This is a genomic window from Demequina rhizosphaerae (assembly GCF_000971255.1).
GTDB classification, from domain to species: Bacteria; Actinomycetota; Actinomycetes; order Actinomycetales; family Demequinaceae; genus Demequina; species Demequina rhizosphaerae.
Window position 1 is genome coordinate 676,830 of sequence record NZ_BBMC01000002.1, and the last position, 25,831, is coordinate 702,660.

Genomic DNA, 25,831 nt, shown 5'->3' on the forward strand with positions numbered 1-25,831 from the left:
GGGCCCGTCGGCGGCGGCGGTCGAGCGACACGCGCCGATCCGGCGGAGGGCACCCCCCGAGGGGCACCCTCCGCCGGATCGAGGTATCGGCGCGCTCAGACCTGCGCGCGATCGGCGCGGGCCGCGGCGGCCCGCCACGCGTCCTGGTCGACCCCCTTGATCAGGAGCCAGAGCGCGAAGACCAGCTCGCCCGGGATCGCGAGCACGATCACCACGAGCTCCCACGCGTCGGCCAGGCCAGGAGCGAGGAAGGTCCCGAAGCTCTGCAGCAGGTAGCCCGCTCCCGCGAGCGCCAGCAGGATGCCGGCGACGCGGGGCAGGAAGCCGGAGCGGGCCACCAGCCAGCCGGTGAGCAGCAGCGACAGCGCGAAGAAGAAGCCCCAGATCAGCACGATCCCGTCGTTCGCCTCCTGGAAGTACAGCGCGAGAGCGTCGCGCTCGCCGGCGTCGAAGGCGTCCAGCGCGCCGCCGTCGCCGAGCGCGACGAGCGTGAGGACGCTCGTGACGAGGCATCCGGCGGCCATCACCACCGCCTCGGCGACGCGGGCGAGCGCCCCGGCCAGCGACACCGACCGGCTCACCGGGCGCAGCAGCGTGTACAGGACGGCCGCGAGCGCGATCTCGATGAGCACGATCGTCGCCTCACCTGCCAGGCCCCACCGGAACAGCGTCTCCTGGGCGCGGACGTTGGCGGCCGTGAGGGCGGCGTCGCCGGGCACCACCAGGGTCGAGCGCACGGACGTCGCGAGCGGGTAGATCACGAAGATCGCGAGGTAGAGGACGCCGGCGACCCGGGTGAGACGGCGCAGCCGGCGGTGAGGCGTGGAGGCCGGGGCGACCTCGGCGGACGGGGTGGTGGTGGCGGTTGACATGGCTGCTCCTCCGGGGGTGAGCGGGTGGGTGGGGTGTCAGGGGACGAGGACGACCTTGCCGCGGGCCTTCCCGCGGTGGACGAAGTCGACGGCGTCGGCGGCGTCGCGCAGGGCGTACGCGGCCTCGACGGACGGGTGCACGCGGCCGTCGACCGCGTGAGACAGCACGGTCGCGAGGTCCTCGCGCCGGGGCGTGGCGAACAGCGGGCGCAGCCGCTGCGGGCCGAACGGCGACAGGAGCCCGGCCGCGACGAAGCGACGCATGCCGGTGAGCGTGCGCGCCTTGCCTCCGCCGACGACGACGTAGGCGCCGCCGCGCCTCGCCAGGCGGCGGGCGCGGGTGAGCGGGAGCTGACCGGCGAGGTCGACGACGAGGTCGTAGCCGCGGAGCGCGGCGACGTCCTCGACGGTGTAGTCGACGACGCGGTCGGCGCCGAGCGACCGGACCAGGTCCACGTTGCGGGTCGAGCAGACGCCGGTGACCTCGGCGCCGCACGCGGCGGCGAGCTGCACCGCGAACGACCCGACGCCGCCGGAGGCGCCCAGGACGAGCACGCGGTGCGCCGTCCCGATGCCGCCCCTCTCCAGCGCCTGGAGCGCGGTGACCGCGGCGGTGGGAAGCGCGGCGGCCTCCTCGAAGGTGAGGCCCTCGGGCTTGGCGAGCAGGGACGATGCGGAGGCGAGCGCATGGTCGGCGAAGGCGCCGACGGCCCAGCCCACCACATCGTCCCCGGGCCTCCACGCGGTCACGGAGGCGCCGACGGCGACGACGGTGCCCGCCACGTCGGTGCCCGGGACGGGGCGCTTGGGGCGGGTGACGCCGTAGGACAGGCGGGCCGCGTAGGGCAGGCCCGCGATGGCGAGGCCGTCGCCGCGGTTGATGCCGGCGGCGCGGACGCGGACGACGACCTGGTCGTCGGCCGGCGCGGGGATGTCGACCGTGAGGTGCCGGAGCTCGGTGGGCGAGCCGTAGCGGTCGAGCTGGACGGTGCGGGTGGTGGTGGGTGCTGTGGTGTTCATGCTGCTCACGCTAGGAAGCGGCATGAGGCCTGGTCTTGGCATCCACGGCCGTTCCGTTGACCGTTGCGGCCACCCCCGCACTACGGTGGATCAACCCGCACCCCACGATCCCGGACGGGAGGATGCGCATCGTGACGAGCGTCCGGAGCTCCGTCGTGAGGATCGTCGCGCGGGTCGCGAGCGCCCCGGTCCCGCCGGAGGAGCTGCTGGCGACCATCGGGCTGGCGCCGGACGCGGACCCGGTGCGCGCGGCCCAGGAGCGCGTGGACGCGGAGGACTACTACGACGTCCTCGAGCGGGCGACGCTGCCGCACGACGACGGGCTGCCCTACCGCTACGGCGCGCTGCTGCGCCCCGACGACTTCAGCGCCCTGGGGCTCGGGCTCAAGACGGCCGATACCGTGGGCGACGCGCTGCGCAGGCTGGTGCGCTACATCGTGCTGCTGAGCGACTCCCTCGAGTACGCGCTGCTCGACGAGCCCGGCGGCGGCGCCACGCTCACGCTGTCACGGCCGGCGCCGCGGCGCGGCGCGAGGCTCGCCAACGAGTGCGCGTTCGCGGCGGTGACGACGATGCTGTCCGAGGCCGCCGGGCGCCGCGTGGTGCCGCGCGCGGTGACGTTCAGCCATCCACGCCCGGCGTCGATCACGGATGCGCACTCGTACTTCGGGTGCCCTGTGACATTCGACGCGCCGCGGAACGCGCTCGAGCTCGACGCCGCGACGCTCGCGATCCGCGGCCGGCTGGCGGACCAGGGCCTGTCCTCGTTCCTGATCGCCCACCTCGAGGACCTCCGCTCGCGGGAGGGCGAGCGGTCGCTCGTCGACGCGGTGCACGCGACCATCACCGACCTGCTGCCCGACGGACCCCCCACGAGGGCGGTGATCGCGCGTCGCCTCGGCATGAGCGAGCGCACGCTGCACCGTCGCCTCGCGGAGCAGGGCGAGACATACCAGTCGCTCACCGCACGGGCACGCCGCGAGGGCGCGGAGGCGCTGCTGGCGGACTCGCGGCACTCGCTCGCGGAGGTCGCGTTCCTCACCGGGTTCTCGGACCAGAGCGCGTTCCAGCGGGCGTTCAAGGGCTGGACCGGGCGGACGCCGGCGTCCTTCAGGAACGATGCGGCGGGTACCGCGACGCGGTAGCCGCGCCTCCCGGCCGAGACGCTGCTACGCAGCGTCCTCGAAGGCCTCCGCGTCCACCTCGTCGGACTGCGCGGCGTTGTAGCGCGGCCCCGACACGGTCGCCGTGTCGATCAGGTCGCCGGCCCTCGCCAGGATCTCGGGGGCGACCGCCAGCGACTCGGCCGCCCGGTTCTCGCGGAGGTGGTCGAGGCTCGTCGTGCCGGGGATCGCCACGACGTGCGACCCCCGCGACAGCACCCACGCGAGCGCGAGCTGCGCCGGGGTGCACCCCGCCTCGACCGCGAGCGCGTGCCACGCGGGCAGCAGCGCGGCGTTGGCCGGCCAGTGGTCCGGCTGGAAGCGCGGCATGTTCCGGCGGATGTCCTTCGGGGCGAGTTCCTCCGGGTCCGCGACGCCGCCCGCGAGGAAGCCGCGCGCGACGGGCGAGAACGCGACGAGCGCGACGCCGGCCTCGCGGGTCGCGTCGAGCATGCCGAGCTCGGGGTTGCGGCTCCACAGCGAGTACTCGTTCTGGACGGCCGCGATCGGGGCGACCTCGAGCGCCTCGTGCAGGCGCGCGACCGACACCTCCGACAGCCCGATCGCGCCGATCTTGCCCGCCTCGACCGCCTCCGCGAGCGCCCCGACGCTCTCGGCGATCGGCACGGTCTTGTCCCAGCGGTGCAGGTAGTAGAGGTCGATGTGGTCGACGCCGAGCCGGCCGAGCGAGGCATCCACCTGGGCCCTCAGGGTCGCGGGCCGGCCGTCGATCGTCTTGACGCCGTCGACCATCGCCATGCCGCCCTTGCTGGCGAGCACCGCATCGTCCCTCCGGCCCTTCAGCGCGCGCCCGACCAGCTCCTCGTTGCGGCCGCCGCCGTAGAGCGTCGCGGTGTCGAGCAGCCGCACGCCGTCGTCGAGAGCGGCGCGGAGCATCCGCTCGCCGTCCTCGGGCGACGGCGCGACGCCGTACGCATGGCTGAGCTCCATGCAGCCGAGGCCCATCCGGGGGAGGCTCACGCGAGCTGCTCCTCCAGCTGGCCCAGCACGCGGTAGCAGTCGATCACCTGGCGCAGCGAGGAGTTCGGCTCGCGGTCCTCGCGGATGGCCGCGACGAACTCGCGGTCCTGGAGCTCGATGCCGTTCATGCTCACCGCGACCTGCGACACGTCGATGGGCTCCTCCCGCCCGTCGACGAGGTCGTCGTAGCGGGCGATGTAGGTGCCGGTGTCGCCGATGTAGCGGAAGAACGTGCCGAACGGGCCGTCGTTGTTGAACGACAGCGACAGCGTGCAGATCGCGCCGGACTCGGACTTGAGCTGGATGGACATGTCCATCGCGATGCCGAGCTCGGGGTGGATGGGCCCCTGGATCGCGTTCGCCTGGACGATGCGTCCCGCCTGGTAGGCGAACAGGTCCACGGTGTGCGCGGCGTGGTGCCACAGCAGGTGGTCGGTCCACGAGCGCGGCTCGCCCTTGGCGTTGGTGTTGGTCCGGCGGAAGAAGTACGTCTGCACGTCCATCTGCTGGATGCCGAGCTCGCCGGAGGCGATCCGCTGGTGGACCCACTGGTGCGACGGGTTGAAGCGGCGCGTGTGGCCCACCATCGCGACCCGGTCCGACGCCTCGGCCGCGGCGAGCGTGGCCTCGGCGTCCGCGAGCGAGTCCGCGAGCGGGATCTCGACCTGGACGTGCTTGCCGGCCGCGAGCGCCGCCTGCGTCTGGGTGGCGTGGAGCCCGGTCGGGGTCGCGAGGATGACCGCGTCGACGTCGTCGCGCTCGAGCACCTCCTCGTAGCTGAGCAGGGCCGTGGGCACGCCGTACTTCTCCGCGACGGCCTGCGTCGGCTCGGGCCGGGTGCCGCTGACGACGGTCACCTCGGCGTCCTCGATGTGGGCGAGGCCGTCGAGGTGCTTCATCCCGAAGGCTCCGGCGGCGCCGACGACGGCGATGCGGACCTTGTCGCTGCTCATGCATGGACCTCCTGGGGAAGCTCGTCGGCGGCGGGCGTGGCCTGCGCCACGGGGTTGCTCAGCACCAGGTGGCCGACCGCGGTGTTCGAGGCGGGCACGTGGTAGAAGCGGTGGTCGACGCTGGGGGCGCCTCCCTCGAACTGATCATCCATCGCGCCGCGGGCGATGAGCCAGTCGACGAGCTCGATGCCCTCGGATCCGGCCTCGTCGACGTACTCCATGTGCGGCCACTCGGTGAGGCCCAGCGGGTCCGCGATGAGGTGGTCGAGGAACGCGTTGTCCCACTCCTCGTTGATGAGGCCGGCGCGGGGTCCCTGGAGCTGGTGGCTCATGCCGCCGGTGCCCCAGATCTGCACGTTCAGCGGCTCGCCGTCCCACTTGTCGAGCGCGCGGCGGATCGCCTTGCCGAGCTCGTAGCAGCGGCGCCCGGACGGCACCGGGTACTGCACCACGTTGACCGGCAGCGGGATGATCTTGCACGGCCACTCGTCGACGTCGCCGAAGACGAGCGACAGCGGCACCGTGAGGCCGTGGTCCACGACCATCTCGTTGACGAGCGTGAGGTCGAAGTCGTCCTGGATCACCGACTGCGCGATGTGGGCGGCCAGCTCGGGGTGGCCGTAGACGTCCGGCACCGGGCGGGGCCCGTAGCCCTCGTCCGCGACCGGGTAGTGCGCGCCCGTGCCGAGCACGAACGTCGGGATGATGGTGGAGTCGAAGGCCGTGGCGTGGTCGTTGTAGATGAGGATGATGACGTCGGGGGTGTTCTCCTTCACCCACTTGCGGGTCCACTCGTAGCCGGCGAACAGCTTCTTCCAGTACGGCTCCTCGGTCTTGCCGAGGTCCATCGCGGCGCCGATCGCGGGCACGTGCGAGGTGAACAGCGCCGACGTGTACTTCGCCGGGGCGTCCGGGCGCATCGTGGTGGCCTTCTCCTTCGACGGCGGCGTCCAGCCGTCGAGGTCCTTGAGCCTCACGCCCTCGGGACGGCGCCCGCCGCCGATCATCATGTCGCGGTACGCGGCCTCGCTCATGCCGGTCATCGAGCCCGCCATCTGCTGGAAGCTCATGCCGTGGGTCGCGCCGATCTTGCTGAGGAAGTAGATGTTGCCGCCCTCGGCCATCATCGCGTTGAGGTCGAGGTCGAGCACGGCCTGGCGCTGCGCGGGCGACAGCGGCCACTCGTCGAGGTACGCCTCGCGGTCGGCGAGGTAGCGCTCGCGGTTCTCCGGCTTCATCAGCGACATCGAGAACTGGTTGAGGTGGAAGCCCTTCCGGGCCTGCTCGGCGTCGAAGATGATCGTGCCGGGGATGTCCTTGTACGGCTTGTCGAGGGACATGTCATGCTCCTTCCGGCCAGTAGAGGCGCTGGGGGTTGTCGACCAGCAGCTTGTGCTGCAGCTCGGGCGTCGTCGCGATCTGCGGGATGTAGTCGACCAGCAGCCCGTCGTCGGGCATGTGGTCCTTGAGGTTGGGGTGGGGCCAGTCGGTGCCCCACAGCACGCGGTCGGGGAACTCCTCGACCACGCGTCGGGCGAACGGCACCACGTCGGTGTAGGCGTGCTGCTCGCCGTCGAGCGCGCGGGGACCGGTGACGCTGAGCCGCTCGGGGCACGACACCTTGGTCCACACGTTGGGGTTCTCGCGCATGAAGCGCAGGAACAGGTCGAACTCCGGCCCGTCGGGATCCTTCGTCACGTCGGGGCGACCCATGTGGTCGACGACGACGTCGGTGGGGATGCCGGAGAAGAAGTCGTAGAGGTCGGGCAGGTCCTCGGCCTCGAAGTAGATGACGACGTGCCACCCGAGCGGCGCGATCCTGGCGACGATCTCGTCGAGCGAGTCGGTGGGCACGCGGTCGACAAGCCGCTTGACGAAGTTGAAGCGCACGCCGCGGACGCCGGCGGCGTGCAGCTCGGCGAGCTCCTCCTCGGCGACGTCGCGGCGCACGGTGGCGACGCCGCGTGCGCGGCCGCCGCTGCGGTGCAGCGCGTCGACTAGCGCGCGGTTGTCCGCACCGTGGCACGTGGCCTGGACGATGACGTTGCGGTCGAAGCCGAGCCGGTCGCGCAGCGCGAACAGCTGCGCGGCGGAGGCGTCGCACGGCGTGTACTTGCGCTCCGGGGCGAACGGGAACTCCTCGCCGGGACCGAAGACGTGGCAGTGCGCGTCGACCGCGCCGGCGGGGAGGCGGAAGGTGGGCGTCGCGGGCCCGTCGTACCAGTCGAGCCAGCCCGGCGACTTCTCGAAGCCGCCGGTCGTCTCGCCGTGGCGCGCCGGGGCGTGCGCCGGATGGCCGGGGATGTCCTTGATCACGTGTGGCGTCCTTGTCACTCGCGGGTCTCGATTCCCACCCTAGGCTCGCGCCACACTGTGGTCCAATAGATTCTGTAGCAACGCCGCATAGAGAGATTCGATGCATGGCACTGGCCGACCTCAACCAGCTCCGCACCTTCGTCGTGCTCTACGAGATGCGCAGCCTCACCGGCGCGGCGGATCGGCTCCACGTGACGCAGCCGACCGTCAGCTACACGCTCGCTCGCCTGCGCAAGCGCTTCGGCGACGACCTGTTCCGCCGCGAGGGCCACGTCATGGTGCCCACCCCGCGCGCGACGCAGCTGTTCGGCCCGCTGCACGAGGCGCTCGCCCAGATCGACGCGACCGTGACCGACAGCGCCGACTTCGACCCCGAGGGCTTCGACGGCGAGCTCACCCTGGGCCTCACCTCGATCGGCGAGCAGACCTTCCTGCCGCCGATCATGGCGGCCCTGGGGAGGCAGCGGGCCGCCCCGCACCTCGTGGCGAAGCGCCTCGATGCCGACGTGGCCGAGGAGGAGCTCGTCCGCGGCGCGATCGACGTCGCCCTCACCGTCTCGGTCATGGACACCGCGCGCCTGTGGCGCACCCCGGTGCGCGGCGTCGAGTACGTCGCGCTGACCTCGAGGAGCCACCCGCTGCCGCCCACCGGGCCGCGGATGTTCGAGGGGCGTCGCTTCATCCGCGTGTCGACACGCGGCGGCCACGTGTTCCCGAAGCAGGCGCTGGTCGAGCACGGCCTCGTCCCGCAGGTCGCGCTCACGGTGGAGGAGCACTCCACCGTGCCCGCGGTGCTGGCCTCGACGGACCTGGTCGCGCTCCTGCCGCGCCACGTCGCGGACGTGTTCTGCGGCTGGTTCCCCGACCTCGAGACCGCCGACCTGCCGTGGCCGGGCACGAGCTCGCCCGTCGCGCTCTACACGCGCCGCGAGATGAACCTCTCACCCGCCCAGCGGTGGTTCCGACGCCTCGTGCTCCACGCGGTCAGCAGCGGCGAGTTCACCGACGACGCTCAGCGCTGAGGGCGGTTCCAGCTCGCGCGCGCCGGGTTCATCGGGGTCCGCACGGGGATGGACCACGACGAGTGCGGGTGGATGCTGAGGATCGCCCGCTCCCACCATCGACGCGCCTCCTCGGACAGGTGCGGGAGCACGGCGTCCTTGTCCGCATCGTCCTCGGGCCGGGGGCTGAAGGCCTTCCACAGAAGCTGCACCTCGGGCGCGCCCGTGGGGATGCCGTCGAGGTCGAGCACGACGCGATCCCACGGCAGCTGCAGCCGCGGATCCCTGCGGTAGACCCAGGCCCGCGGAGCGCCGTCCTCGACGTTGACGCGCAGCACCCAGGCCCCCGCATCGTCGTCGTGGACGAGCACGGGCTGCAGATCGGCGTCCTCCGCGGCGTCGGCGATCGGCATCACCCCGTCGCCGTCCGGCACCCAGGCGGTGTACCGCGCGGGCAGCACGTCGAGGAGGGCCGGCAGGTCGGCGGGGACGGTGCTGATGTCGATGTTCTCGCGCTCACGTATCGGTGAGCCGACCCAGCGGTCGAGCGCGGCGCCGCCGGACAGCCACCAGCGGGCGGGGCTGGACCCGAGGAGCTGGGCCACCGCCTCGGCGGTGAGGGCGGACCAGGGTCCGGAGGGAGACGGAGTCGCCGGCGACATGGTCCGAGGCTACCCCCGCGCGCTGTGGCATCCTGCCGCCGTGGCGAACTCTCCCTCAGGCGACTCGGCGACCGACCGGCTCGTCCGGGTCCTCGAGACGTTCACGCCGACGAGGACCGTGCAGACCGCGGCCGACATCGGCCGCCGCGCGGGGCTGCCGTCGTCGACCGCGCACCGCCTCGTGGGCGAGCTCGTGGAGGCCGGGCTGCTCGATCGCGACGGCGAGGGACGGATCCGCGTGGGCGTGCGCCTGTGGGAGCTCGCCACTCGCTCGTCGCTCCCGCTGCGGGTGCGGCAGGCGGCGCTGCCCGCGATGGAGCGGGTCCAGGCGCGGGTGCGCGAGCACACGCAGCTCGCGATCCTCGAGCAGGACGAGGCCCTGTTCCTCGAGAGGCTCAGCAGCCCGGACGCCGGCGCGAACATCACCCGGATCGCCGGGCGCCTGCCGCTCCACGCATCGTCCTCCGGGCTCGTGCTGCTGGCGTTCGCAGACCCGGAGGTGCAGGAGCGCGTGCTTTCCCGCCCGCTTCGGCGCCTCACCGCCCACACCCCGACCGACCCGGCGGCGGTGCGCCGCAAGCTCGCCGAGGTGCGCCGGCTGGGGCATGCGATCGCGCCGGGCTTCATCGAGGAGATCTCCACCGGCGTCGCGGTGCCGGTGCGCGACCGCGGCGGTCGCGCGATGGCGGCGCTCTCGGCGGTGCTCCCCCGCGACGCCGCACCGGGCCTCGCGCTCGAGGAGCTGCATCGCGCCGCGCTCGAGGTCGAGCGCGCGCTCGCCGAGCCCCGCTGAGGTAGATAGATTCCCAATCAATGGGAACCGCCCGCCTTCGGGCGTTCCCCCGCCGCACAATGGGCGTCGCATCGTGTCAAAGGAGACATCATGACCTCAGCCGTTCGCACCCAGGTCGCCATCGTCGGCGCGGGACCCGCGGGCCTCGTCCTGTCGCACCTGCTCGCCGAGGCGGGCATCGACTCGATCATCCTCGACCAGCGCTCGCGCGAGGACATCGAGTCCACCATCCGCGCCGGCATCCTCGAGCAGGGCACGGTGGATCTCCTCGCGACCATCGAGGGCTCGCGCGTGCACACCGTCGGGCAGCGCCACGACGGCATCGAGCTGCGCTTCGAGGGCGCCGGGCACCGGATCGACTTCCCCGGCCTCGCGGGCCGGTCCGTGTGGCTCTACCCGCAGCACGAGGCGCTCAAGGACCTCCTCGCGGCGCGGCTGGCCGCCGGACAGGACCTCCGCTTCGGCGTGATAGCGACCGCGGTCGAGGGCGTCGACACCACCAGCCCGCGCATCGTCGCCATGGACGATGCGGGGGTGCCGTTCGAGGTCGAGGCGGACTTCGTGGTGGGCGCGGACGGGTCGCACTCGGTCGTGCGCAAGGCGATGTCCGGATCCCATGCCGGCTACTTCCGCGAGTACCCGTTCGCCTGGTTCGGCATCCTTTGCGAGGCGGCGCCCAGCGCCGACGAGCTCATCTACTCCAACTCCCCCGACGGCTTCGCGCTCATCAGCCAGAGGTCGCCCACGGTGCAGCGCATGTACTTCCAGTGCGACCCGACCGCCGACGCGGGGGCGATGAGCGAGGCCGAGATCTGGGACACGCTGCAGCAACGGGTGCCCGGCACCACGCTCGTCGAGGGGCCGATCTTCCAGCGCGACGTGCTGCGCTTCCGGTCCTTCGTGGCCCGCGACCTGCGTCACGGGCGGGTCGCGATCGTCGGCGACGCCGCCCACACCGTGCCGCCGACCGGCGCGAAGGGCATGAACCTCGCCGTCGCGGACGTGATCCTGCTCGCGCGGGCGCTCGAGGCGCTGCTGCTCCGGTCGGACGAGGCGCCCATCGACGGGTGGGCCGATGCGGCGCGCGACCGCATCTGGAAGGCGCAGCACTTCTCGTGGTGGATGACGAGCATGCTGCACGTCGCGCCCGACGCCTCCGACTTCGACCGGCTGCGCCAGCTGGGCGAGCTGCGGTCGGTGGTCGAGTCCGAGGCGGGGCGCACCTACCTCGCCGAGGGCTACACGGGCTGGCCGATGGGCTGAGGCCGCGTTCGACCGCAGTGCAGCGCGCTGGGAGGTGCTGACTGCCCAGAATCAGCGATTCCGGGCGCTGAGCACCTCGCAGCGCGCAGAAGCGGGGGAACGCGAAACGGCCCGGCTCCCCTGAGGGAGCCGGGCCGTTTCCGAACGAGCCGCCTGTGGGAATCGAACCCACGACCTATTCATTACGAGTGAATCGCTCTGCCGACTGAGCTAAGGCGGCGGTGCGGTCCCGAGGGATCGCGTCCATGCCCCTGAGGGCACGGAAAGACATGATAGCGCCTCAGCAGCGCAATCCTGAAACCGGCATCTCGCCGTCCACGAGGTAGCCGTCGACCGCGTCGACGATGCACTGGTTCGAGCGTCCGTACGCGGTGTGGCCCTCGCCCTCGTACGTGAGCAGGGTCGAGCTCGCGAGCTGCTCGCTGAGCGACTCGGCCCACGAGTACGGCGTCGCCGGGTCGTTCGTCGTGCCGATCACCAGGATGGGCGCCGCGTCGTCCGCGGCCTCGAGCGCCGTCACCGGCTCCTTCGCGATCCACGGCCAGCCGTCGCAGCCCAGCGACGAGGCGAACCACCAGCCGAACGTGGGCGAGACCTCCTCCATCTGGTCGCGGAAGTCCGCGAGCGAGTCCACGGTGAACTGCTCCGCCTCGCCGCCGTCGAGGCAGCCGATCGACGTGAACGCCCACTGGGAGTTCGACATGTAGTCGCCGCTGGTCGGGTCCTTGTCCAGGTAGAAGCCGGCCAGCTGGTAGAAGATGTCCGCGGTGCCGCGGCTCATCACCTCGTCGAGGCCGGCCTCGAGGTAGATCCACGAGCCCTCGTCGTACATCGTGATGACCATGCCGTAGATCATGAGGTTGCCGTTGACGGGGTCGCCGTCGAGCGACTCGTAGCCCTCGTCGCGCGCCTGGATCGCGATGTCGTAGACCTGCTGGCGCGCCTGCTCGCGGGAGCCCGACAGCGGGCAGGTGTCCTGGTCGAGGCACCAGTCGATGAAGTTCATCAGCGCGCCCTCGAAGCCGCGCGCCTGGCCGGCGGCCTGCTCCTCGACCGGCAGCGTGAAGTCGACGGCGCCGTCGAGGACCATCCGTCCCACGCGGTCCGGGTAGAGCTCGGCGTAGACGGCCCCGAGCTGGGTGCCGTACGAGTAGCCGAGGTAGTGGAGCTCCTGGTCCCCCACCAGCGCACGGATGACATCCATGTCGCGCGCGGCGGACGACGTGTCGACGTTCTCGATGAGCGGCCCGCTGAGCTCGCGGCAGCCCTCCGCGAAGTCCGTGGTCGCCTGACGCGCGTCGGCGATCGCGGCCTCGGTGTCGAGCGTGAGGTCCGTGAGGTAGTAGTCGTCGATGACGTCCGCGTCGCCGCACGCGAGGGGGCTGGACTCCCCCACCCCGCGCGGGTCGAAGCCGATGATGTCGTACGACGCCAGCACATCGTCCCCCGCCATCGCCACGAAGGACTCGGTGAGGTCGAGGCCGCTGCCGCCGGGGCCGCCCGGGTTGATGAGGAGGCTGCCGATCCGCGCGTTCGCGTCGGTGGCCTGCGAGCGGTTGATCGCGAGGTCGACGGTCTGGCCGGCGGGGTCGGTCCAGTCGAGCGGGACCTGGATGGTCGCGCACTCGAGCGCGCCGCACTTCTCCCAGGACACGGTCTGGTCGTAGACGGGCGAGTCGTCGGGGGCGACCGGGTCGCCGCTGGGCGCCTGGGACAGCAGGCCGGTGACCGAGGGGTCGGAGGGCTCGATCTGCGTCCGGTCCGCGGTGCAGGCGCCGAGGAGGGACGATGCGGCCACCAGCGCGGCGACCGCGGCGAGGCGGCGTTTCATCCCGCCACCCTAACGACGGCTCGGGGTGCGCGGCCGCAGGTCGAGCGCCATCGCCTCGAGGGCGAGCAGCGGCGCCACGTTGCCGGCGAGCCGCTCGCGGGCGGTGCCGAGCGCGTCGAGGCAGCGCATCGTGTCCGCGAGCGTGGTCCGCTCGGCGAGGTCCCGGACGTGGCCCTCGTGCGCGAGGTTGACCATCGGCACGGTCGCGCCGGTCTGCGCGACGGCGACGTCGCGGTAGAGCGACATGAGATCGGTGATCGCGCGGTCGAGCACGTCGCGCTTGTGGCGAGTGGCGCGGCGCTTCTGGTCCTCCTCGAGCTGGCGCAGCTGCGCGCGCAGCGCGGGCGGGATGCGGCCGCCGTCCTCGACGCCGAGGGTGGTCATGAGCTGCGCCTTCTCCTCGGCGTCGCGCTCCTCGGTAGCGGCCTTCGCGTCGGCGTCGGCGACCTCGACGAGGTCCGCCGCGGCGAAGATCGCGTCGCCCACGCCGCGGATGTCGGTCGCGAGCGCGAGCACCTGGTCGCGGCGGGCGCGTGCGTCGGGGTTGCGGGCGAGGCGGCGCGCGATGCCGATGTGGCTCTGCGCCGCGAGCGCGCACTCGAGCGCGAGCGCGGGCTCGATGCCGTCCCGCTCGGTCAGCAGGCGGGCGACGTCCTGGGGGTCGGGGGTGCGCAGGCCGACGATGCGGCAGCGGCTGCGGATGGTGACCGCGACGTCCTGCGGGCTGGGCGCGCACAGCACCCAGACGGTGCGCGCGGGCGGCTCCTCGATGGACTTGAGCAGCACGTTCGAGGTGCGCTCGGTCATGCGGTCGGCGTCCTCGACGACGATGACCCGCCAGCGCCCCTGGCTCGGCGAGGTGGCCGCGAGCCCGATGAGGTCGCGCACCTCGTCGATGGAGATGGTGACCTTCTCCGTGGCGACGAGGGTGACGTCGGCGTGCGAGCCGGACAGCGCGGTGGTGCACGCGCGGCACTCGCCGCAGCCGCCGCGCTCGCACTGGAGGGCGGCGGCGAAGGCGCGCGCGGCGTACGAGCGCCCGGATCCGGGCGGGCCGGTGATGAGCCACGCGTGGGTCATCGAGCCCGGGTCGTCGATCGCGGCGCGCAGCGGCCCGACCTGACGCTCCTGGCCGACGACCTCGTCCCAGACCGTCACGGCGTCCCCCACGGCTCGACGCCCAGGTCCGACCCGGCCGCCGCATCGGCCTCCCTCGCGGCCTTGGCCGCGATCGCCTCGAGCACCGCGACGACCACCGACCCCTGGACCGTCGCCACCGGGCGGGCCGCGTCGACCACGGCGTAGCGGCCGGGGTCGAGCGCCGCGCGCGCGAGGAAGGCGGCACGCATCTCGGCGGCCTTGGCGATGGTCTCCCGCTCGACGCGGTCGAGGTCGCGGCTCATGCGCGAGGCGTCGGGCTCCATGTCGAGCACGATGGTGAGGTCGGGCAGCAGACCCTCGGTCGCCCACAGCGAGATGCGCTCGACCTCGTCGCCGAGGCCGCGGGCTCCTCCCTGGTAGACCACCGACGAGTCGAGGTAGCGGTCCTGCAGCACCACGGCGCCGTCCTCGAGCGCGGGGCGCACCTTGGTGGCGATGTGGTGGGCGCGGTCGGCGGCGTAGAGCAGCGCCTCGGCGCGGGGAGCGACGTGGTCGCCGTGCATGATCGCCTGGCGCAGCTCGACGCCCAGCGGGGTCCCGCCGGGCTCGCGCGTGGTGACCACCTCGCGGCCGCCTCCCGCGTCGGATCGCAGGTACTCCGCGAGCAGGTCGACCTGCGTGGTCTTGCCCACGCCGTCGGCCCCTTCGAACACCACCCAGAAGCCCGCGTATGCCATGGGATGAATCTACCGGGCGGGTCCGACGCTCTTCACCCGGGACGATGCGCGACACCCCGAAGAACCCGACGCGAGCACGTGCTCCCCCGAGGGTCCCGCAGGCTGTACATTCTGCTTGCCCGGCACCGCATCATCGCAGGTGACACCGGGCTTTTCTTGACTCTGAGGGGAACCCACGTGCATCACCGCACCCTTGCGACGGCCGCCGGCGCGGCCGTCGCCACCGCCGCCCTGCTCGGCACCTCGACCGCCGCCTCGGCGACCGACGACCCCGAGATCCACGTCGGCATCATGGCCCTGCTCGTGGCCCCGAGCGAGGACCTCCTCATGAAGATGCTGCTCGTCGACGACGTGATCGTCGGGGACGGCCCCGAGCTCACCGCGGCGGATGTGCTGCCCGAGTCCGACGACGTGTGCGGCGACCTCGAGGTCGACATCGACCTCGTGGCGAGCACCGCCACCATCACCGGCACGGGCGAGGAGTGCGAGGTGATGATCGCGGCGATGTCGGTGTTCTTCTACAACGGCCCGGTGCTCGAGGACGTGTCGCTCGTGAGCGACGACCTCTTCGGGGGCACCGACCTCTTCGCGGGGGTCGAGTCCTACGAGTTCGGCTTCGACGCCGCCTGGATGAACCCGGCACTGCTCGAGGCCGAGACTTTCGAGGAGCTGCCCCCGGGCGGGATCCTCGGCGGGAGTTCGGTGTTCGCGCTGACCTTCGGCGAGGGCCTCATCGAGGACCTCTTCGAGGAGATCCCGGACGTCGACGAGGACCCGAGCGTGCGCGAGTGGCTCGAGGACGCGGCCGTCGAGGAGACGGTCGTCGAGGCGGAGGCCGAGGCCGCGGCCCCCGTCGCGGCGACGCCGACCTTCACGGGCTGAGCACACGACGGACGATGCGGCGCCCACCCGGCCGCCGCATCGTCCATCCGCGCTACACCTCGTTCGGGTAGCGCAGGCCGATCTGCATGCGGACCTCGTCCATGATCTCCATGATCTCGATGGACTGGTCGAGCGTGAGCAGCGGGCTCTCGGTGTCGCCCGCGTGGATGCGGCGCGCGACCTCGGCGGCCTCGAACTGGAAGCCGTTGGGCAGCGTGCCGTCGTACGTCCATGACGTGCCGTCGAGCCGGGTGACGGTGAAGGACGTGGGCGTGTAGAAGGTGTCGTGCACCTCGACGCGGCCCTCGGTGCCGCCGATGAGCGCCATGCACGGGGTGCGCGCCTCCATCGTCGTGGTGAGGATCGCCTGCGCGTGCTCGTAGTCGAAGATCATCGACGCCTGGCCGTCGACGCCGGTCTCGCGGAGGCGGCCGGTCGCGGTGATCTTGTCGGGCACGCCGAGGAGGTCGTGCGCGAAGGCGATCGGGTAGACGCCGAGGTCGAGCAGCGCACCGCCCGCGAGCGCCGGGTTCCACATGCGCTCGACGTGCGTGAGCATCTGGCCGTGGTCCGCCTGGACCGAGACGAGGTCGCCGATCTCGCCGCGCGCGATGAGCTCGCGGAGCGCGTGGACGTGCGGCAGGTGCCGGGTCCACATCGCCTCCATGACGAACACGCCCTTGGCGCGGGCCGCGGCGACCACCTCGCGCGCCTGCGCGGCGTTCTGGGTGAAGGCCTTCTCGCACAGGACGTGCTTGTCGGCCTCGATCGCGAGCAGCGTGTGCTCATGGTGGTGGCTGTGCGGGGTGGCGACGTAGACGACGTCGATGTCCGGGTCCGCGACCAGCTGCTCGTACGAGCCGTAGGCGGTCGGGATGCCGGCGGCGTCGGCGAAGGCCTGGGCCCTCGCCTCGTCGCGCGAGCCGACCGCGACCACGGACGAGTCCGTGTAGTGCGTGACGGCGTCGGCGAGCTTGCGGGCGATGCCGCCGGCGCCGAGGATGCCCCAGCGGACGGCGGGCGCGGACATGGGCAGCGGTGCACTCATACGGCCAGCATAGGGGGACGATGCGGCGCCCGGGCGGGCGTCAGCCGAGGCCGTCGAGGTACGCCGCCACCTCGTCGAAGCCGGCGTCCCACGCGCAGTCCTCCGCGTCGTCCCCGACGGCCGCGCCGTGCTCGACGAGCCACCTCACCGCGTCGAGGCGGCCGTGGCAGGCCGCGAAGTCGAGCGGCGTGCCGAGCCCCGCGTGGCTGACGTCGACCGGCACGCCCGCGTCGACGAGGAGCGCCATCGCGTCGACCTGCCCCGCCGCGGCCGCGTAGTGGAGCGGGTCCGCACCGTCGACCGCGCCCCGCAGCGGCGTGAGGTTCGCCCCGGCCTCGATGAGAAGCTCCATCGTTTCGAGCTGCCCGGCGCGGGCGGCGAGGTGGAGCGGCATGTCGCCCCACTCGGCGCGCCCGTTCACGGGTGCCCCTCCGGCGATGAGCAGGGCGGTGACGTCCGCGTGCCCCAGGCTCGCGGCGGCGTGCAGCGGGCCCGCCCCCACGCCGGAACCCCGGTCCACATCCGCGCCGGCGGCGATCGCCGCGCGCGCGTCCTCGACGTCGCCGCGGACGGCGGCCACCTTGAGCGCCTGGTCGGGCGTGAGCCCGCCCTCGACCGCGACCGGGGACGATGCGAGGGAGGCGCTCCCCGCATCGTCCCCTCCCCCGGTGCACGCGGCGAGCAGCAGCGCTGCCGTCACGGTTGCGGTCCACCGGGAAGCCTTCATGACGCCGCCTCCGCCGCGTCCGAGATGAGCCCGACCAGGTCGCGGGCCTCGCCCTGCTGCGCGAGCCAGGTCGCGAGCGGGACGCCCTCGATCTCGATCGTCGGGTCCGCACCGAGGTCGAGGAGCAGGCGGATGAGGTCGGGGCCGCGCAGCGCCGCCGCGTCCGCGAGGCTGCTCCACACCCCCGGCTCCTCGAGCGGGTAGCCGAGCACCGCGAGCGAGGCGACCGTGTCGTCGGGGGCCTGAGCGATCGCGAGCGCCATGATCTCGCGCGGGCTCCAGTCGTACGGGCTCAGGTGGACGACCCTCTCCACGACGTCGACCGGGCACACCCACATGGCCCCGGCGATCACCGGGTCGAACACCGTGCTCGACGTGCCCGGCTGCGGCTCGGCCGCCATCGAGGCGATCCACGGCGCGCCTGCCCGCACGAGCATCTCGATGCCCCCGGGGTCGCACGCGGAGGCGGCCGCCTGGACGAAGGTCTGACGCTCCGGGAGCGGCTCGTCGAGGTAGATCCCGAGCTCGAGCAGGCCGCGCATGCGGTCGTGGTCGCTGCGCTCGATCGCCTCGAGCAGCTGCCGCTCGAGCGGCGCGTCGGTGAGGTCGAGATCGTCGCCGGGACCCGCGGGCTCGAGCGCGTGCAGCGGGCCCAGGCCCAGCGCCCATGCGCCGAGGAGCGCTGCGGGCACGATCGCCGCGGCGACGGTCGCGCCGACTGTCGTGGCGCGCCGGAACCGTCCCACGCGGATGCGGTCGGCGAGCCTCGCCGTGCCGTCCTCCTCGAGACGGCGGCGTGCGGCCTCGCCGCGCTCTGCCGCGATGCGGAGCAGCTCCTCAGGCATGCCGTACCCCCTTGCTCGCGGGCTCGACGGCGACCGTCGCGACCTCGTCGCGCCCGCGCCGCTCGTCCGCCAGCCACGGCCCGAGCGCCTGACGCGCGCGGTGCAGCAGGGTCTTCACGGTGCCGCCGGCGATCCCCATCTCGCGCGCGATCTCCTCGACGGTGAGATCGTCGTGGAACCGCAGCACCGCGGCGACGCGCACGCGCGGCGGCAGCGTCCGCAGGGCGTGATCGACGTCATCGGTGGCGACGATCTCGTCCGCCGGATCCGGCTCGGCCTGGTCGATCGCCTGGCCCGGCATGAGCCGACGCCAGCGGGCGCCCCGGCGCACGGCGTCGAGGTGGACGGTGCGCATCGCGGCGCGCACGTACGCTTCCGCGGCGCGCACGTCGGTGAGCCGCCGCCGCTTCGAGAACACCTTGACGATCGACTCCTGCACCAGGTCCTCCGCGTCGAGCTGCGAGCCCGTGAGGAGGTACCCGTAGGTGCACAGGCGACCGAGCGCGGAGCGGTACAGCTCGCTCAGCACGCGCTCCAGGTCGTCCATGTCCCCTCCCGACATATGAACGCTCGCCTCCGCCGGCGGGTTGACACCGGACGATGCGCGGGACCGGCGGGCGGTCACGGCCGGCCCCCGTGGAGGATCGACGCGCACTCGTCACGCCACGCCGCCGTCGTGCTCGCGGCCATGGCGGCGCAGTCCGCCGGGGACGGCAGCCGGGCGAGCAGCACGGCCAGCTGCTCCCCGTCGGCCGTGCGGAGGCGCGTGTCGGCGCCGAGCGCGACGAGCGCATGCGCGGTGTCGGCACGCCCGGCGCGAATCGCGGCCTCGAGCGGGCTCGGGCCGGCGGCGCCGTCCGCGCCGTCGACGGGGAAGCCCAGGCCCGCGAGGGTGCGCACCGCGGCGGGCGAGCCCTCGGCCGCGACGAAGGCCATGAGGTGGATCGGGGGCGCGTTCGACGGGGAGCCCTCCCACACCGCCTCGATCACGCCGCGGGGACAGGAGCGGATCGCCGCGCTGAGGGCGGCGTCCTCCCGGATCCGGCCGTCCGCGAAGCGCCGCGCGCCCGCGTCGGCGAGGCGCCCGAGCATCGCGAGGTCGCACGTGGCGGCCGCGAGCCGCATCGCCTCCGCCGGGCGCGCGCGGTCGAGCTCCTCGAGCGCGCCGTCCGCGATGAGCCCGCCCACCGCGTCGCCGTCCCCGGCGGCGATCGCGTCGGCGAGTCGATCGCCGAGCGGCACCGGAGGGTCGACCAGGCGGAGCACGCCGGCACCGACCAGCGCCGCGATCCCCATCGCCAGCACGACGCGCCGCACCCGGCGCCGCCGGCGGGTCTCGACCGCCAGCGCGTCCAGGCCGGCGAGCGCACGCCAGGCGCGCCCACGCATCGTCCCCGCCGCGTCGGCCGCCGCGACGGCGAGGGCCTCCGCCACGCTGGTCGGCGTGGGGCGAGGAGGGGGACGCTCGACCATCGCGGGCCGCGACGCTAGGGCGCTCCCCGGGACCGATCGCGGCGGGAGGACACCTCGACCTCCTCGACCACGTCGTCGGGCACTCCCGACGCGGCCACGCCGAGCGCGCCGGCGAGCGAGAGATGGCCGGCGCGCAGCGCGTCCCCGGCGGCGGGCTCCGGGAGCCCGAGCGACGTCGCGACCTCCGTGGTCGACAGCCCGTCGACGAGACGGAGGATCGTCGCGGCCCGCTGACGCGGCGTCAGCGAGCGCAGCGCCTCGAGCGTCCCGCTGGCCGGCGGCGACTCCGCCGGACGGCGGCGCCCGCGATGCAGGTGGAGCTCGGCCATGGCGCCGCGGATGCCGGCCTCGAGCGGGCCGCGGCGGCGCGCGGTCAGGACGCGGAGCGCCGCGGAGCGGAGCAGGCGCTCGGCGGCGGCGGGCTCGCCCTCGAGGAGGTAGGCGTCCGCGGCGAGGCGCGTTCGAGCGCCCTCAGACAGCCCCGCGAGCGTGGCGTCCATCGTGCCCCCTCCGGGAACCACGGTCCCTCCCGCCGGGTCGCGCCGCAAGGGCGCGCGAGCCGTGCGCCGCACATCGTCGCGACGGCGGCCGATGCGGGCCGAACCGTGCGCGCGCGACAGCCGTCGCGCAGGAAACGAGAGGCTAGAGGTCGCCCTGCTTGGGACCGAAGCGGCCGCCCAGGATGCCGCCGAGGAAGGCGAGCGCTGCGATGATCGGCACGCTCACGTCGAACGAGAAGCCCATGACCGAGACCGAGCCGGAGTCCACGGTGAGCACGACGGCCCCGAACCCGAGGACGAGGCCCAGGTAGCCCAGCCACCGGAGGTTGACGGAGCGGTCGGTGCCCTTGTCCTCAGCCATGCTGTCCTCCGGTCACTTCTTGCGCGTGGTGGTCTTCTTCGCGGCGGTGCGGCGGGCCGGCTTCTTGGCCGGGCCCTTCGCGCGCTTCTCCGCGAGGAGCTCGATCGCGCGCTCGGGGGTCACCGACTCGACGCTCTCGGTCTTGGGGATCGTCACGTTGGTGACGCCGTCGGTGATGTAGTCGCCGAAGCGGCCCGACTTGGCGACGATCGGCTTGCCCGAGGTCGGGTCCTCGCCGAACTCCTTGAGCGGCGGGGTGGCCGCGCGACCGCGGCCGCGCTTGGGCTGCGCGTAGATCGCCAGCGCCTCCTCGAGCGTGATGTCGAGCAGCTGCTGCTCGGACTCGATGGTGCGCGAGTCCGTGCCCTTCTTGAGGTACGGGCCGAAGCGGCCGTTCTGCGCGGTGATCTCCTCGTTGGTCGCGGGGTCGACGCCCACGACGCGCGGCAGGCTCATGAGCTTGAGCGCGTCCTCGAGGGTCACGGTCTCGAGGTCCATCGACTTGAACAGGCTCGCGGTCTTGGGCCGGCCCTTCGCGTCCTCGGGCAGCACCTCGGTGACGTACGGGCCGAAGCGCCCGGCCTTCGCAACGATGTCGAGCCCGCTCGCCGGGTGCTGGCCGAGCACGCGCTCGTCGCCGCCCTGGCTCGCGAGCAGCTCCTCCGCCTTGGCGACGGTGAGCTCGTCGGGAGCGAGGTCGTCCGGGACCGAGGCGGTCTGCTTCTCGCCGTCCGCCTCGCGCTCGAGGTACGGGCCGTACTTGCCGACGCGCAGCGCGATGCCGTCGCCGATGTCGAACGTCGAGTTCGCGCGCGCGTCGATGTCGCCGAGGTCGTCGACGAGGCGCTTGAGGCCCTGGCCGCGTCCGTCCTCGTCCTCGCCGGAGCCGAAGTAGAACTCGCTCAGCCAGTCGACGCGCGACACGTCGCCGGCGGCGATCTTGTCGAGCCCCTCCTCCATGTCCGCGGTGAAGTCGTAGTCGATGAGCCACGCGAAGTGCTGCTCGAGCAGGCGGATCATCGCAAACGCCAGCCACGTGGGCACGAGCGCCTGCTTGACCACGTTGACGTAGCCCTTGTCGATGATGACGTCGACCATCGCGGCGTACGTCGACGGGCGCCCGAGCTTGCGGTCCTCGAGCTCCTTGATCATCGAGCCCTGCGTGTAGCGCGGGGGCGGGGTCGTGGCGTGGGTGAGCGGCTCGATGCCCTCGCCGGTGACCTTCTCGCCCTCGGCGAGCACCGGCAGGCGCGACTCCTTCTCGACCTTCTGCTCGTCCTCCTCGTAGCGCGCCTTGTCGCGCGACTCCTCGTAGAGCGCCATGAAGCCGGGGCTCGTGAGGATGGTGCCGGAGGCGGAGAACTCGACCGCGTGGTGCGCCGCCGTGGTCGCGCCGATGCGCACCGTCGACGTGGTGCCCACCGCATCGGCCATCTGCGAGGCCAGGGTGCGCTTCCAGATCATCTCGTACATGCGGAACTCGTCGCCGGTGAGCTCGGTGCGCACCGAGTCGGGCGTGCGGAACGAGTCGCCGGCGGGGCGGATGGCCTCGTGGGCCTCCTGCGCGTTCGAGTCCTGGGTCGCGTAGATGCGGGGGCTCGCGGCCACGGCGTCGGCGCCGTACATCGCGGTCGCCTGCTTGCGGGCGGCGCGCACCGCCTCGCCCGACAGCACGGGCGAGTCCGAACGCATATAGGTGATGTAGCCCTTCTGGTACAGCGCCTGCGCCACGCCCATCGCCTGGCGCGCGCCCAGGCGGAGCTTGCGGCTCGACTCCTGGATCAGCGTCGACGTGATGAACGGGGCGGCCGGGCGGCGCTTGTAGGGGCGCGAGTCGACGCCGTTGACGGCGAACGATGCGTCGGCGAGGCCCGCGGCGAGCGCGCCGGCGAGCGCGGCGTGGACGTGGACGACCTTGTCGTTCTTGAGACGGCCGCGGTCGTCGAAGTCCTTGCCCGTCGCGACGCGCTTGCCGTCGACGGTGGTGAGGCGCGCGTCGAAGCTGCGTCCGGCGTCCTTGCCCTCGGTCGCGGTGAACGTGCCCTTGAGGTCCCAGTACTCGGCGGACTGGAACGCCATCCGCTCCCGCTCACGGTCGACGACCAGGCGGAGCGTGACGGACTGCACGCGGCCGGCGGACAGGCCCGACTGGATCTTGCGCCACAGCACGGGCGACACCTCGTAGCCGTAGAGGCGGTCGAGGAGGCGGCGGGCCTCCTGCGCCTCGACGAGCTCCATGTCGACCTCGCGGGGGTTCTCGAGCGCACGGCTGATGCCCTCGCGGGTGATCTCGTGGAACGCCAGGCGCTTGACCGGCACCTTCGGCTTGAGGACGTCGAGCAGGTGCCAGGCGATCGCCTCCCCCTCGCGGTCCTCATCAGTCGCGAGGTAGAGCTCGTCGGCCTCCTTGAGGCGCTTCCTGATGTCGGCGACGATCTTCTTCTTGTCCGAGCTCACCACGTAGTAGGGCTGGAAGCCGCCGTCGATGTCGATCGCGAACTTGCCGATGTCGGACTTCTTGAGCTCGGCGGGCAGGTCGGAGCGCTCCGCCAGGTCCCGGATGTGGCCCACGGACGACACCACGTCATAGTCGGCGCCCAGGTAGCCGCCGATGGTGCGCGACTTGGTGGGCGACTCGACGATCACGAGCTTGCGGGTCATGGAACCTTCTCTCTGGGATCTGCGTCCCGGCGGCGTCACCTGCCAAGGACGCACTCAATATACATATGGGGTGCGACCGCACGAGCGGGACCCTGGGGACGGCGGGACGCATGAACGTCCGGTGTCGACGCATCGTCCCTGCGCCGGGGCGTGGGAGGCCCGTGGTTCGATGGGCGCATGGAGCCCATCCTCGATGCCGCCTCGCGCGCGGCCGTCGGCGAGGCCATGCGCCGCGTCGCGGACGCCGAGATCCGCCCCCGCTTCCGCGCCCTCGCCGAGCACCACGTCCACCTCAAGGGACCCGGCGACTACGTCACGGAGGCGGACCTCGAGGCCGAGCGCGCGCTCACCCCTCTGCTCCGGGAGATCCTCGACGTGCCGGTGGTGGGCGAGGAGGCGACGGCCGCGGACCCGTCCATCGCCGCGGTGCTCGCGACCGAAGGCACGGCGTGGACGGTGGACCCGGTGGACGGCACCGCGAACTTCGTCGAGGGCTCGGACACCTACGCGGTCATGGTGGGGCTGGTCGAGGACGGCGTGCCGGTGGGCGGATGGATCCTGCAGCCCGAGTTCGGGCACATGTTCGAGGCGCTCCAGGGCGTGGGCGCGTTCGTCGACGGCAGGTCGCTGTCCGCGGCCGTCGAGGCGACCCGCGGCGCGGAGGCGCGGGCGTCGCTGCGCGGCGAGGAGCCCCGCGGCGCGGTCTCCGTGAGGTTCGCGGTCGAGGACGTCAAGGCGGGGCTGCTCGCCGCGGAGCCCGAGCTCGGCGGCTACGACGAGCTGCGCATGTGCGCGGGCTTCGACTACGCGGACCTCGTGACGCAGCAGGTCGGCTTCCTCGTCTACACGCGCGCCAAGCCGTGGGATCACGTGCCGGGCGCCGCGATCGCGGCCGAGGCGGGCTTCACCGTGGGCCGCGTCGACGGATCGGGCTACCGGCCCGCCGTCGAGGTCGGGGCGCCGCTGCTCGCGGCCCGCACCGACCGGTGGGAGTCGATCCGCGAGGTCCTCGCGAGGAACCTCGGGCTGTAGCGGCCGGCGAGCGCGGGGCTACCGGCCGGCGTCGCCGACCGGCGGCACGCGGTACTTGAAGCCGACGTGCGAGTCGGCGAAGCCGAGCCGCTCGTAGAAGCGGTGGGCGTCGGCGCGCCTGGCGTCCGAGGTGAGCTGGACGAGGGCCGCCCCCAGCTCGGGCGCGGCCACGTGCGTCACCCAGCGCATGAGCGCGGTGCCCACGCCGCCGGAGCGCCTGCTGCCGTCCACGCGCACCGCCTCGACGAGCAGCCGGGTGCTCCCTCCCCGCGCCATGCCGGGGATCAGCGTGAGCTGCAGCGTGCCGACGACGGCGCCGTCGCCGTCGGTCGCGACCACGAGGTCGTTGCCCGGATCGGCGAGGATCGCCTCGAGCCCCCGCGCGTAGGCCCCCTCGTCCGCCTCGTCGCCGCGGGACGCGCTCACCGCATCGTCCGTCAGCAGTCTGACGATCGCGGCGAGGTCGGTCCGCTCGGCGCGCCGGACGGTCAGGGTCGCGGGCGTGGTCGGGAGGGCGGCGGGAAGCGTGAGGGAGGCGAGCACGCGTTCATGCTCGCACGCCCCCGGACACGACGAACGGGAGGGCCCCGAAGGACCCTCCCGTCGTGCGAGGAGGTGCGATCAGACGGTGACGAGCTCGGGCTCGTCGACCTTGACCGCGGCGCGGGCCGCGTCGCGCTTCGCGACGTCGCTGGCGATCCAGAAGGACGCGGCGCCGAGGGCGAGGAACAGGAGGCCCAGGCCCGCGATCAGGGCCGAGATGCCGAGGCCCAGCTTGAGGGTGGACGCGGTGACCGAGCCGACGCCCAGCTCGCCGAAGAGGCCGTGGGCCACGCCGGTCCACGCCTGGCCGCGGACCTGCATCGCGATGTCGTTGCCGTACTCGAAGTCGGCCCAGTACTGGTCGGCGACCGGGACCTCGTACTCGCCGGGCTCGTAGGTCTCACCGAGGTACTCGGTGGTCTCCGTAACGGTCACGGTCTGGGTGCCGGTGAGGATGTGGGTGCCGACGGTGGCCATCTGGTACATGTACTCGGTGCCGGTGTTGACGAGCGGGTCGTTGGGGTCGAGCTCGGACTCGACGACCTTGTAGCCCCACTCGTTCTCGAGGCGGTCCAGGATCGCCTCGGCGCCCTCGACGGAACCGTGGTCGGTGAGCTGCCCGTCCTCGTTGTACGAGAGGGTGACGCCCTGCGCCTCGGAGAACTTCTGCAGCGAGTTCTGGCCGGCGGCGACCTCGGAGTACGCGAAGCCGGCTGCGCCGATGAAGCCGAGTCCGGCGAGTGCGAGGCCTGCGCCGACGATACGAAGCTTGGTGACCATGATGGTTCCTTTCTGGGGAGTTGTTGAGCTGTCACACATACCCTCGCGGTCGTCTCAGCCTAATCGACGGGACGTTGGCCCTGAATCGTGTAGGAAACCGCGGATTGTAGATAACGGTTACGTAAAATCGCGCTGATTAGCAGGGGCGTTACTGCCCGTCGCGCGCTCGGAGACGGGACCCTGGTCCCGGTTGCGGACCCCGTCGGACCACCGGCACGGCCCGCCGGCCCGGGTCGCCGAGGGCCCGGGGCGCGCATCGTCCCTGATCACCCCGGCGGGGCAGCAC

26 protein-coding genes and 1 tRNA gene are annotated in these 25,831 nt (G+C 72.8%); 6 read left to right on the plus strand and 21 right to left on the minus strand.

Annotation, left to right across the window (positions count from 1 at the left end):
• Positions 1–95 precede the first annotated feature (95 nt).
• Positions 96–872 carry a DUF4386 domain-containing protein gene (locus AOM07_RS03245; protein ID WP_062311334.1) on the minus strand — a complete coding sequence of 259 codons (777 nt, stop codon included), beginning with the start codon at positions 870–872 and terminating at the stop codon, positions 96–98.
• Between the two features lie 36 nt (positions 873–908).
• Positions 909–1,892: an NAD(P)-dependent alcohol dehydrogenase gene (locus AOM07_RS03250; RefSeq protein WP_062311336.1), complete on the minus strand. Its 984-nt coding sequence runs from the start codon at positions 1,890–1,892 to the stop codon at positions 909–911.
• Positions 1,893–2,023: 131 nt separating this feature from the next.
• On the opposite strand from AOM07_RS03250, the gene AOM07_RS03255 reads away from it, so the two are divergent.
• The gene (locus AOM07_RS03255; RefSeq protein WP_169748122.1) at positions 2,024–3,037 is read left to right on the plus strand and encodes an AraC family transcriptional regulator; all 1,014 of its coding nucleotides are present in this window, start codon (positions 2,024–2,026) and stop codon (positions 3,035–3,037) included.
• Between the two features lie 24 nt (positions 3,038–3,061).
• On the opposite strand, the gene AOM07_RS03260 is transcribed toward AOM07_RS03255, so the two are convergent.
• Genes AOM07_RS03260 through AOM07_RS03275 form a run of 4 tightly spaced genes read right to left on the minus strand, consistent with a single transcriptional unit; the run spans position 3,062 to position 7,305 of the window.
• Entirely contained in the window at positions 3,062–4,036 is a 975-nt protein-coding gene (locus AOM07_RS03260; RefSeq protein ID WP_228374360.1) for an aldo/keto reductase, read from the minus strand.
• Positions 4,033–4,989 (minus strand): Gfo/Idh/MocA family oxidoreductase, encoded by a 957-nt coding sequence (locus AOM07_RS03265; RefSeq protein WP_062311340.1) that lies wholly within the window; start codon positions 4,987–4,989, stop codon positions 4,033–4,035. The genes AOM07_RS03260 and AOM07_RS03265 overlap by 4 nt, the downstream gene beginning before the upstream one ends.
• Positions 4,986–6,329, minus strand: coding sequence for a protocatechuate 4,5-dioxygenase subunit alpha/beta (locus AOM07_RS03270; RefSeq protein WP_084830057.1), 1,344 nt, complete (start codon positions 6,327–6,329; stop codon positions 4,986–4,988). The genes AOM07_RS03265 and AOM07_RS03270 overlap by 4 nt, the downstream gene beginning before the upstream one ends.
• A gap of 1 nt (position 6,330) precedes the next feature.
• On the minus strand, positions 6,331–7,305 hold the full coding sequence (locus AOM07_RS03275) for an amidohydrolase family protein (RefSeq protein ID WP_228374361.1): 975 nt from the start codon (positions 7,303–7,305) through the stop codon (positions 6,331–6,333).
• 104 nt (positions 7,306–7,409) lie between these two features.
• On the opposite strand from AOM07_RS03275, the gene AOM07_RS03280 reads away from it, so the two are divergent.
• Positions 7,410–8,327 carry a LysR family transcriptional regulator gene (locus AOM07_RS03280; RefSeq protein ID WP_062311342.1) on the plus strand — a complete coding sequence of 306 codons (918 nt, stop codon included), beginning with the start codon at positions 7,410–7,412 and terminating at the stop codon, positions 8,325–8,327.
• Here the strand turns inward: AOM07_RS03280 and AOM07_RS03285 are convergent.
• Positions 8,318–8,968, minus strand: coding sequence for a nucleotidyltransferase domain-containing protein (locus AOM07_RS03285; protein WP_062311344.1), 651 nt, complete (start codon positions 8,966–8,968; stop codon positions 8,318–8,320). The genes AOM07_RS03280 and AOM07_RS03285 overlap by 10 nt on opposite strands.
• A gap of 40 nt (positions 8,969–9,008) precedes the next feature.
• On the opposite strand from AOM07_RS03285, the gene AOM07_RS03290 reads away from it, so the two are divergent.
• Both AOM07_RS03290 and AOM07_RS03295 read left to right on the plus strand, forming a co-directional pair.
• Positions 9,009–9,761, plus strand: coding sequence for an IclR family transcriptional regulator (locus AOM07_RS03290; RefSeq protein WP_062311467.1), 753 nt, complete (start codon positions 9,009–9,011; stop codon positions 9,759–9,761).
• A gap of 90 nt (positions 9,762–9,851) precedes the next feature.
• The gene (locus tag AOM07_RS03295) at positions 9,852–11,024 is read left to right on the plus strand and encodes a 4-hydroxybenzoate 3-monooxygenase (protein ID WP_062311346.1); all 1,173 of its coding nucleotides are present in this window, start codon (positions 9,852–9,854) and stop codon (positions 11,022–11,024) included.
• 147 nt (positions 11,025–11,171) lie between these two features.
• Here the strand turns inward: AOM07_RS03295 and AOM07_RS03300 are convergent.
• The 4 genes from AOM07_RS03300 to tmk form a co-directional block, all read right to left on the minus strand.
• A tRNA-Thr gene (locus tag AOM07_RS03300) sits at positions 11,172–11,244 on the minus strand.
• A 60-nt stretch (positions 11,245–11,304) separates the two neighbouring features.
• The gene (locus tag AOM07_RS03305) at positions 11,305–12,855 is read right to left on the minus strand and encodes an alpha/beta hydrolase (RefSeq protein ID WP_062311348.1); all 1,551 of its coding nucleotides are present in this window, start codon (positions 12,853–12,855) and stop codon (positions 11,305–11,307) included.
• A gap of 9 nt (positions 12,856–12,864) precedes the next feature.
• Entirely contained in the window at positions 12,865–14,013 is a 1,149-nt protein-coding gene (locus AOM07_RS03310; RefSeq protein WP_062311468.1) for a DNA polymerase III subunit delta', read from the minus strand.
• The gene (gene tmk, locus AOM07_RS03315; RefSeq protein ID WP_062311350.1) at positions 14,010–14,693 is read right to left on the minus strand and encodes a dTMP kinase; all 684 of its coding nucleotides are present in this window, start codon (positions 14,691–14,693) and stop codon (positions 14,010–14,012) included. Before tmk ends, AOM07_RS03310 begins: the two co-directional genes overlap by 4 nt.
• Before the next feature lie 177 nt (positions 14,694–14,870).
• Between tmk and AOM07_RS03320 the strand changes: the two genes are divergently transcribed.
• A complete protein-coding gene (locus tag AOM07_RS03320) occupies positions 14,871–15,575 on the plus strand; it encodes a hypothetical protein (RefSeq protein ID WP_062311351.1) in 705 nt (234 codons plus the stop codon).
• Between the two features lie 52 nt (positions 15,576–15,627).
• Here AOM07_RS03320 and AOM07_RS03325 read toward each other — a convergent pair whose 3' ends face one another.
• The 8 genes from AOM07_RS03325 to topA all read right to left on the minus strand — a co-directional run bounded on the left by AOM07_RS03325 (position 15,628) and on the right by topA (position 23,190).
• Entirely contained in the window at positions 15,628–16,623 is a 996-nt protein-coding gene (locus tag AOM07_RS03325) for a Gfo/Idh/MocA family protein (protein ID WP_062311352.1), read from the minus strand.
• A 40-nt stretch (positions 16,624–16,663) separates the two neighbouring features.
• Entirely contained in the window at positions 16,664–17,350 is a 687-nt protein-coding gene (locus AOM07_RS14895) for an ankyrin repeat domain-containing protein (protein WP_169748123.1), read from the minus strand.
• The gene (locus AOM07_RS14620; protein ID WP_062311354.1) at positions 17,347–18,195 is read right to left on the minus strand and encodes a hypothetical protein; all 849 of its coding nucleotides are present in this window, start codon (positions 18,193–18,195) and stop codon (positions 17,347–17,349) included. The genes AOM07_RS14895 and AOM07_RS14620 overlap by 4 nt, the downstream gene beginning before the upstream one ends.
• Positions 18,188–18,742, minus strand: a complete 555-nt coding sequence (locus AOM07_RS03340; RefSeq protein ID WP_062311355.1) for an RNA polymerase sigma factor — start codon at positions 18,740–18,742, stop codon at positions 18,188–18,190. Before AOM07_RS03340 ends, AOM07_RS14620 begins: the two co-directional genes overlap by 8 nt.
• 74 nt (positions 18,743–18,816) lie before the next feature.
• A complete protein-coding gene (locus AOM07_RS03345; protein WP_062311356.1) occupies positions 18,817–19,629 on the minus strand; it encodes an ankyrin repeat domain-containing protein in 813 nt (270 codons plus the stop codon).
• A gap of 53 nt (positions 19,630–19,682) precedes the next feature.
• Positions 19,683–20,168: a sigma factor-like helix-turn-helix DNA-binding protein gene (locus AOM07_RS03350; protein ID WP_062311357.1), complete on the minus strand. Its 486-nt coding sequence runs from the start codon at positions 20,166–20,168 to the stop codon at positions 19,683–19,685.
• A gap of 142 nt (positions 20,169–20,310) precedes the next feature.
• A complete protein-coding gene (locus tag AOM07_RS03355) occupies positions 20,311–20,529 on the minus strand; it encodes a hypothetical protein (protein ID WP_062311358.1) in 219 nt (72 codons plus the stop codon).
• Between the two features lie 12 nt (positions 20,530–20,541).
• Positions 20,542–23,190, minus strand: a complete 2,649-nt coding sequence (gene topA, locus AOM07_RS03360) for a type I DNA topoisomerase (protein WP_062311359.1) — start codon at positions 23,188–23,190, stop codon at positions 20,542–20,544.
• A 177-nt stretch (positions 23,191–23,367) separates the two neighbouring features.
• Here topA and AOM07_RS03365 point away from each other — a divergent pair, with 177 nt between their 5' ends.
• On the plus strand, positions 23,368–24,222 hold the full coding sequence (locus tag AOM07_RS03365; protein WP_062311360.1) for an inositol monophosphatase family protein: 855 nt from the start codon (positions 23,368–23,370) through the stop codon (positions 24,220–24,222).
• A gap of 18 nt (positions 24,223–24,240) precedes the next feature.
• Here the strand turns inward: AOM07_RS03365 and AOM07_RS03370 are convergent, their stop codons facing one another.
• Positions 24,241–24,765: a GNAT family N-acetyltransferase gene (locus AOM07_RS03370; protein ID WP_062311361.1), complete on the minus strand. Its 525-nt coding sequence runs from the start codon at positions 24,763–24,765 to the stop codon at positions 24,241–24,243.
• 78 nt (positions 24,766–24,843) lie between these two features.
• The gene (locus tag AOM07_RS03375; RefSeq protein ID WP_062311362.1) at positions 24,844–25,545 is read right to left on the minus strand and encodes a hypothetical protein; all 702 of its coding nucleotides are present in this window, start codon (positions 25,543–25,545) and stop codon (positions 24,844–24,846) included.
• Between the last annotated feature and the right edge of the window lie 286 nt (positions 25,546–25,831).

What these genes read in the sequence shown, in the direction of transcription:
- AOM07_RS03245 (WP_062311334.1), bottom strand. Translation starts at nt 872, where the DNA reads ATGTCAACCGCCACCACCACCCCGTCCGCCGAGGTCGCCCCGGCCTCC.
- AOM07_RS03250 (WP_062311336.1), bottom strand. Translation starts at nt 1,892, where the DNA reads ATGAACACCACAGCACCCACCACCACCCGCACCGTCCAGCTCGACCGC.
- AOM07_RS03265 (WP_062311340.1), bottom strand. Translation starts at nt 4,989, where the DNA reads ATGAGCAGCGACAAGGTCCGCATCGCCGTCGTCGGCGCCGCCGGAGCC.
- AOM07_RS03270 (WP_084830057.1), bottom strand. Translation starts at nt 6,329, where the DNA reads ATGTCCCTCGACAAGCCGTACAAGGACATCCCCGGCACGATCATCTTC.
- AOM07_RS03280 (WP_062311342.1), top strand. Translation starts at nt 7,410, where the DNA reads ATGGCACTGGCCGACCTCAACCAGCTCCGCACCTTCGTCGTGCTCTAC.
- AOM07_RS03285 (WP_062311344.1), bottom strand. Translation starts at nt 8,968, where the DNA reads ATGTCGCCGGCGACTCCGTCTCCCTCCGGACCCTGGTCCGCCCTCACC.
- AOM07_RS03295 (WP_062311346.1), top strand. Translation starts at nt 9,852, where the DNA reads ATGACCTCAGCCGTTCGCACCCAGGTCGCCATCGTCGGCGCGGGACCC.
- AOM07_RS03305 (WP_062311348.1), bottom strand. Translation starts at nt 12,855, where the DNA reads ATGAAACGCCGCCTCGCCGCGGTCGCCGCGCTGGTGGCCGCATCGTCC.
- tmk (WP_062311350.1), bottom strand. Translation starts at nt 14,693, where the DNA reads ATGGCATACGCGGGCTTCTGGGTGGTGTTCGAAGGGGCCGACGGCGTG.
- AOM07_RS03325 (WP_062311352.1), bottom strand. Translation starts at nt 16,623, where the DNA reads ATGAGTGCACCGCTGCCCATGTCCGCGCCCGCCGTCCGCTGGGGCATC.
- AOM07_RS14895 (WP_169748123.1), bottom strand. Translation starts at nt 17,350, where the DNA reads ATGAAGGCTTCCCGGTGGACCGCAACCGTGACGGCAGCGCTGCTGCTC.
- AOM07_RS14620 (WP_062311354.1), bottom strand. Translation starts at nt 18,195, where the DNA reads ATGCCTGAGGAGCTGCTCCGCATCGCGGCAGAGCGCGGCGAGGCCGCA.
- AOM07_RS03340 (WP_062311355.1), bottom strand. Translation starts at nt 18,742, where the DNA reads ATGGACGACCTGGAGCGCGTGCTGAGCGAGCTGTACCGCTCCGCGCTC.
- AOM07_RS03350 (WP_062311357.1), bottom strand. Translation starts at nt 20,168, where the DNA reads ATGGACGCCACGCTCGCGGGGCTGTCTGAGGGCGCTCGAACGCGCCTC.
- AOM07_RS03355 (WP_062311358.1), bottom strand. Translation starts at nt 20,529, where the DNA reads ATGGCTGAGGACAAGGGCACCGACCGCTCCGTCAACCTCCGGTGGCTG.
- topA (WP_062311359.1), bottom strand. Translation starts at nt 23,190, where the DNA reads ATGACCCGCAAGCTCGTGATCGTCGAGTCGCCCACCAAGTCGCGCACC.
- AOM07_RS03365 (WP_062311360.1), top strand. Translation starts at nt 23,368, where the DNA reads ATGGAGCCCATCCTCGATGCCGCCTCGCGCGCGGCCGTCGGCGAGGCC.
- AOM07_RS03375 (WP_062311362.1), bottom strand. Translation starts at nt 25,545, where the DNA reads ATGGTCACCAAGCTTCGTATCGTCGGCGCAGGCCTCGCACTCGCCGGA.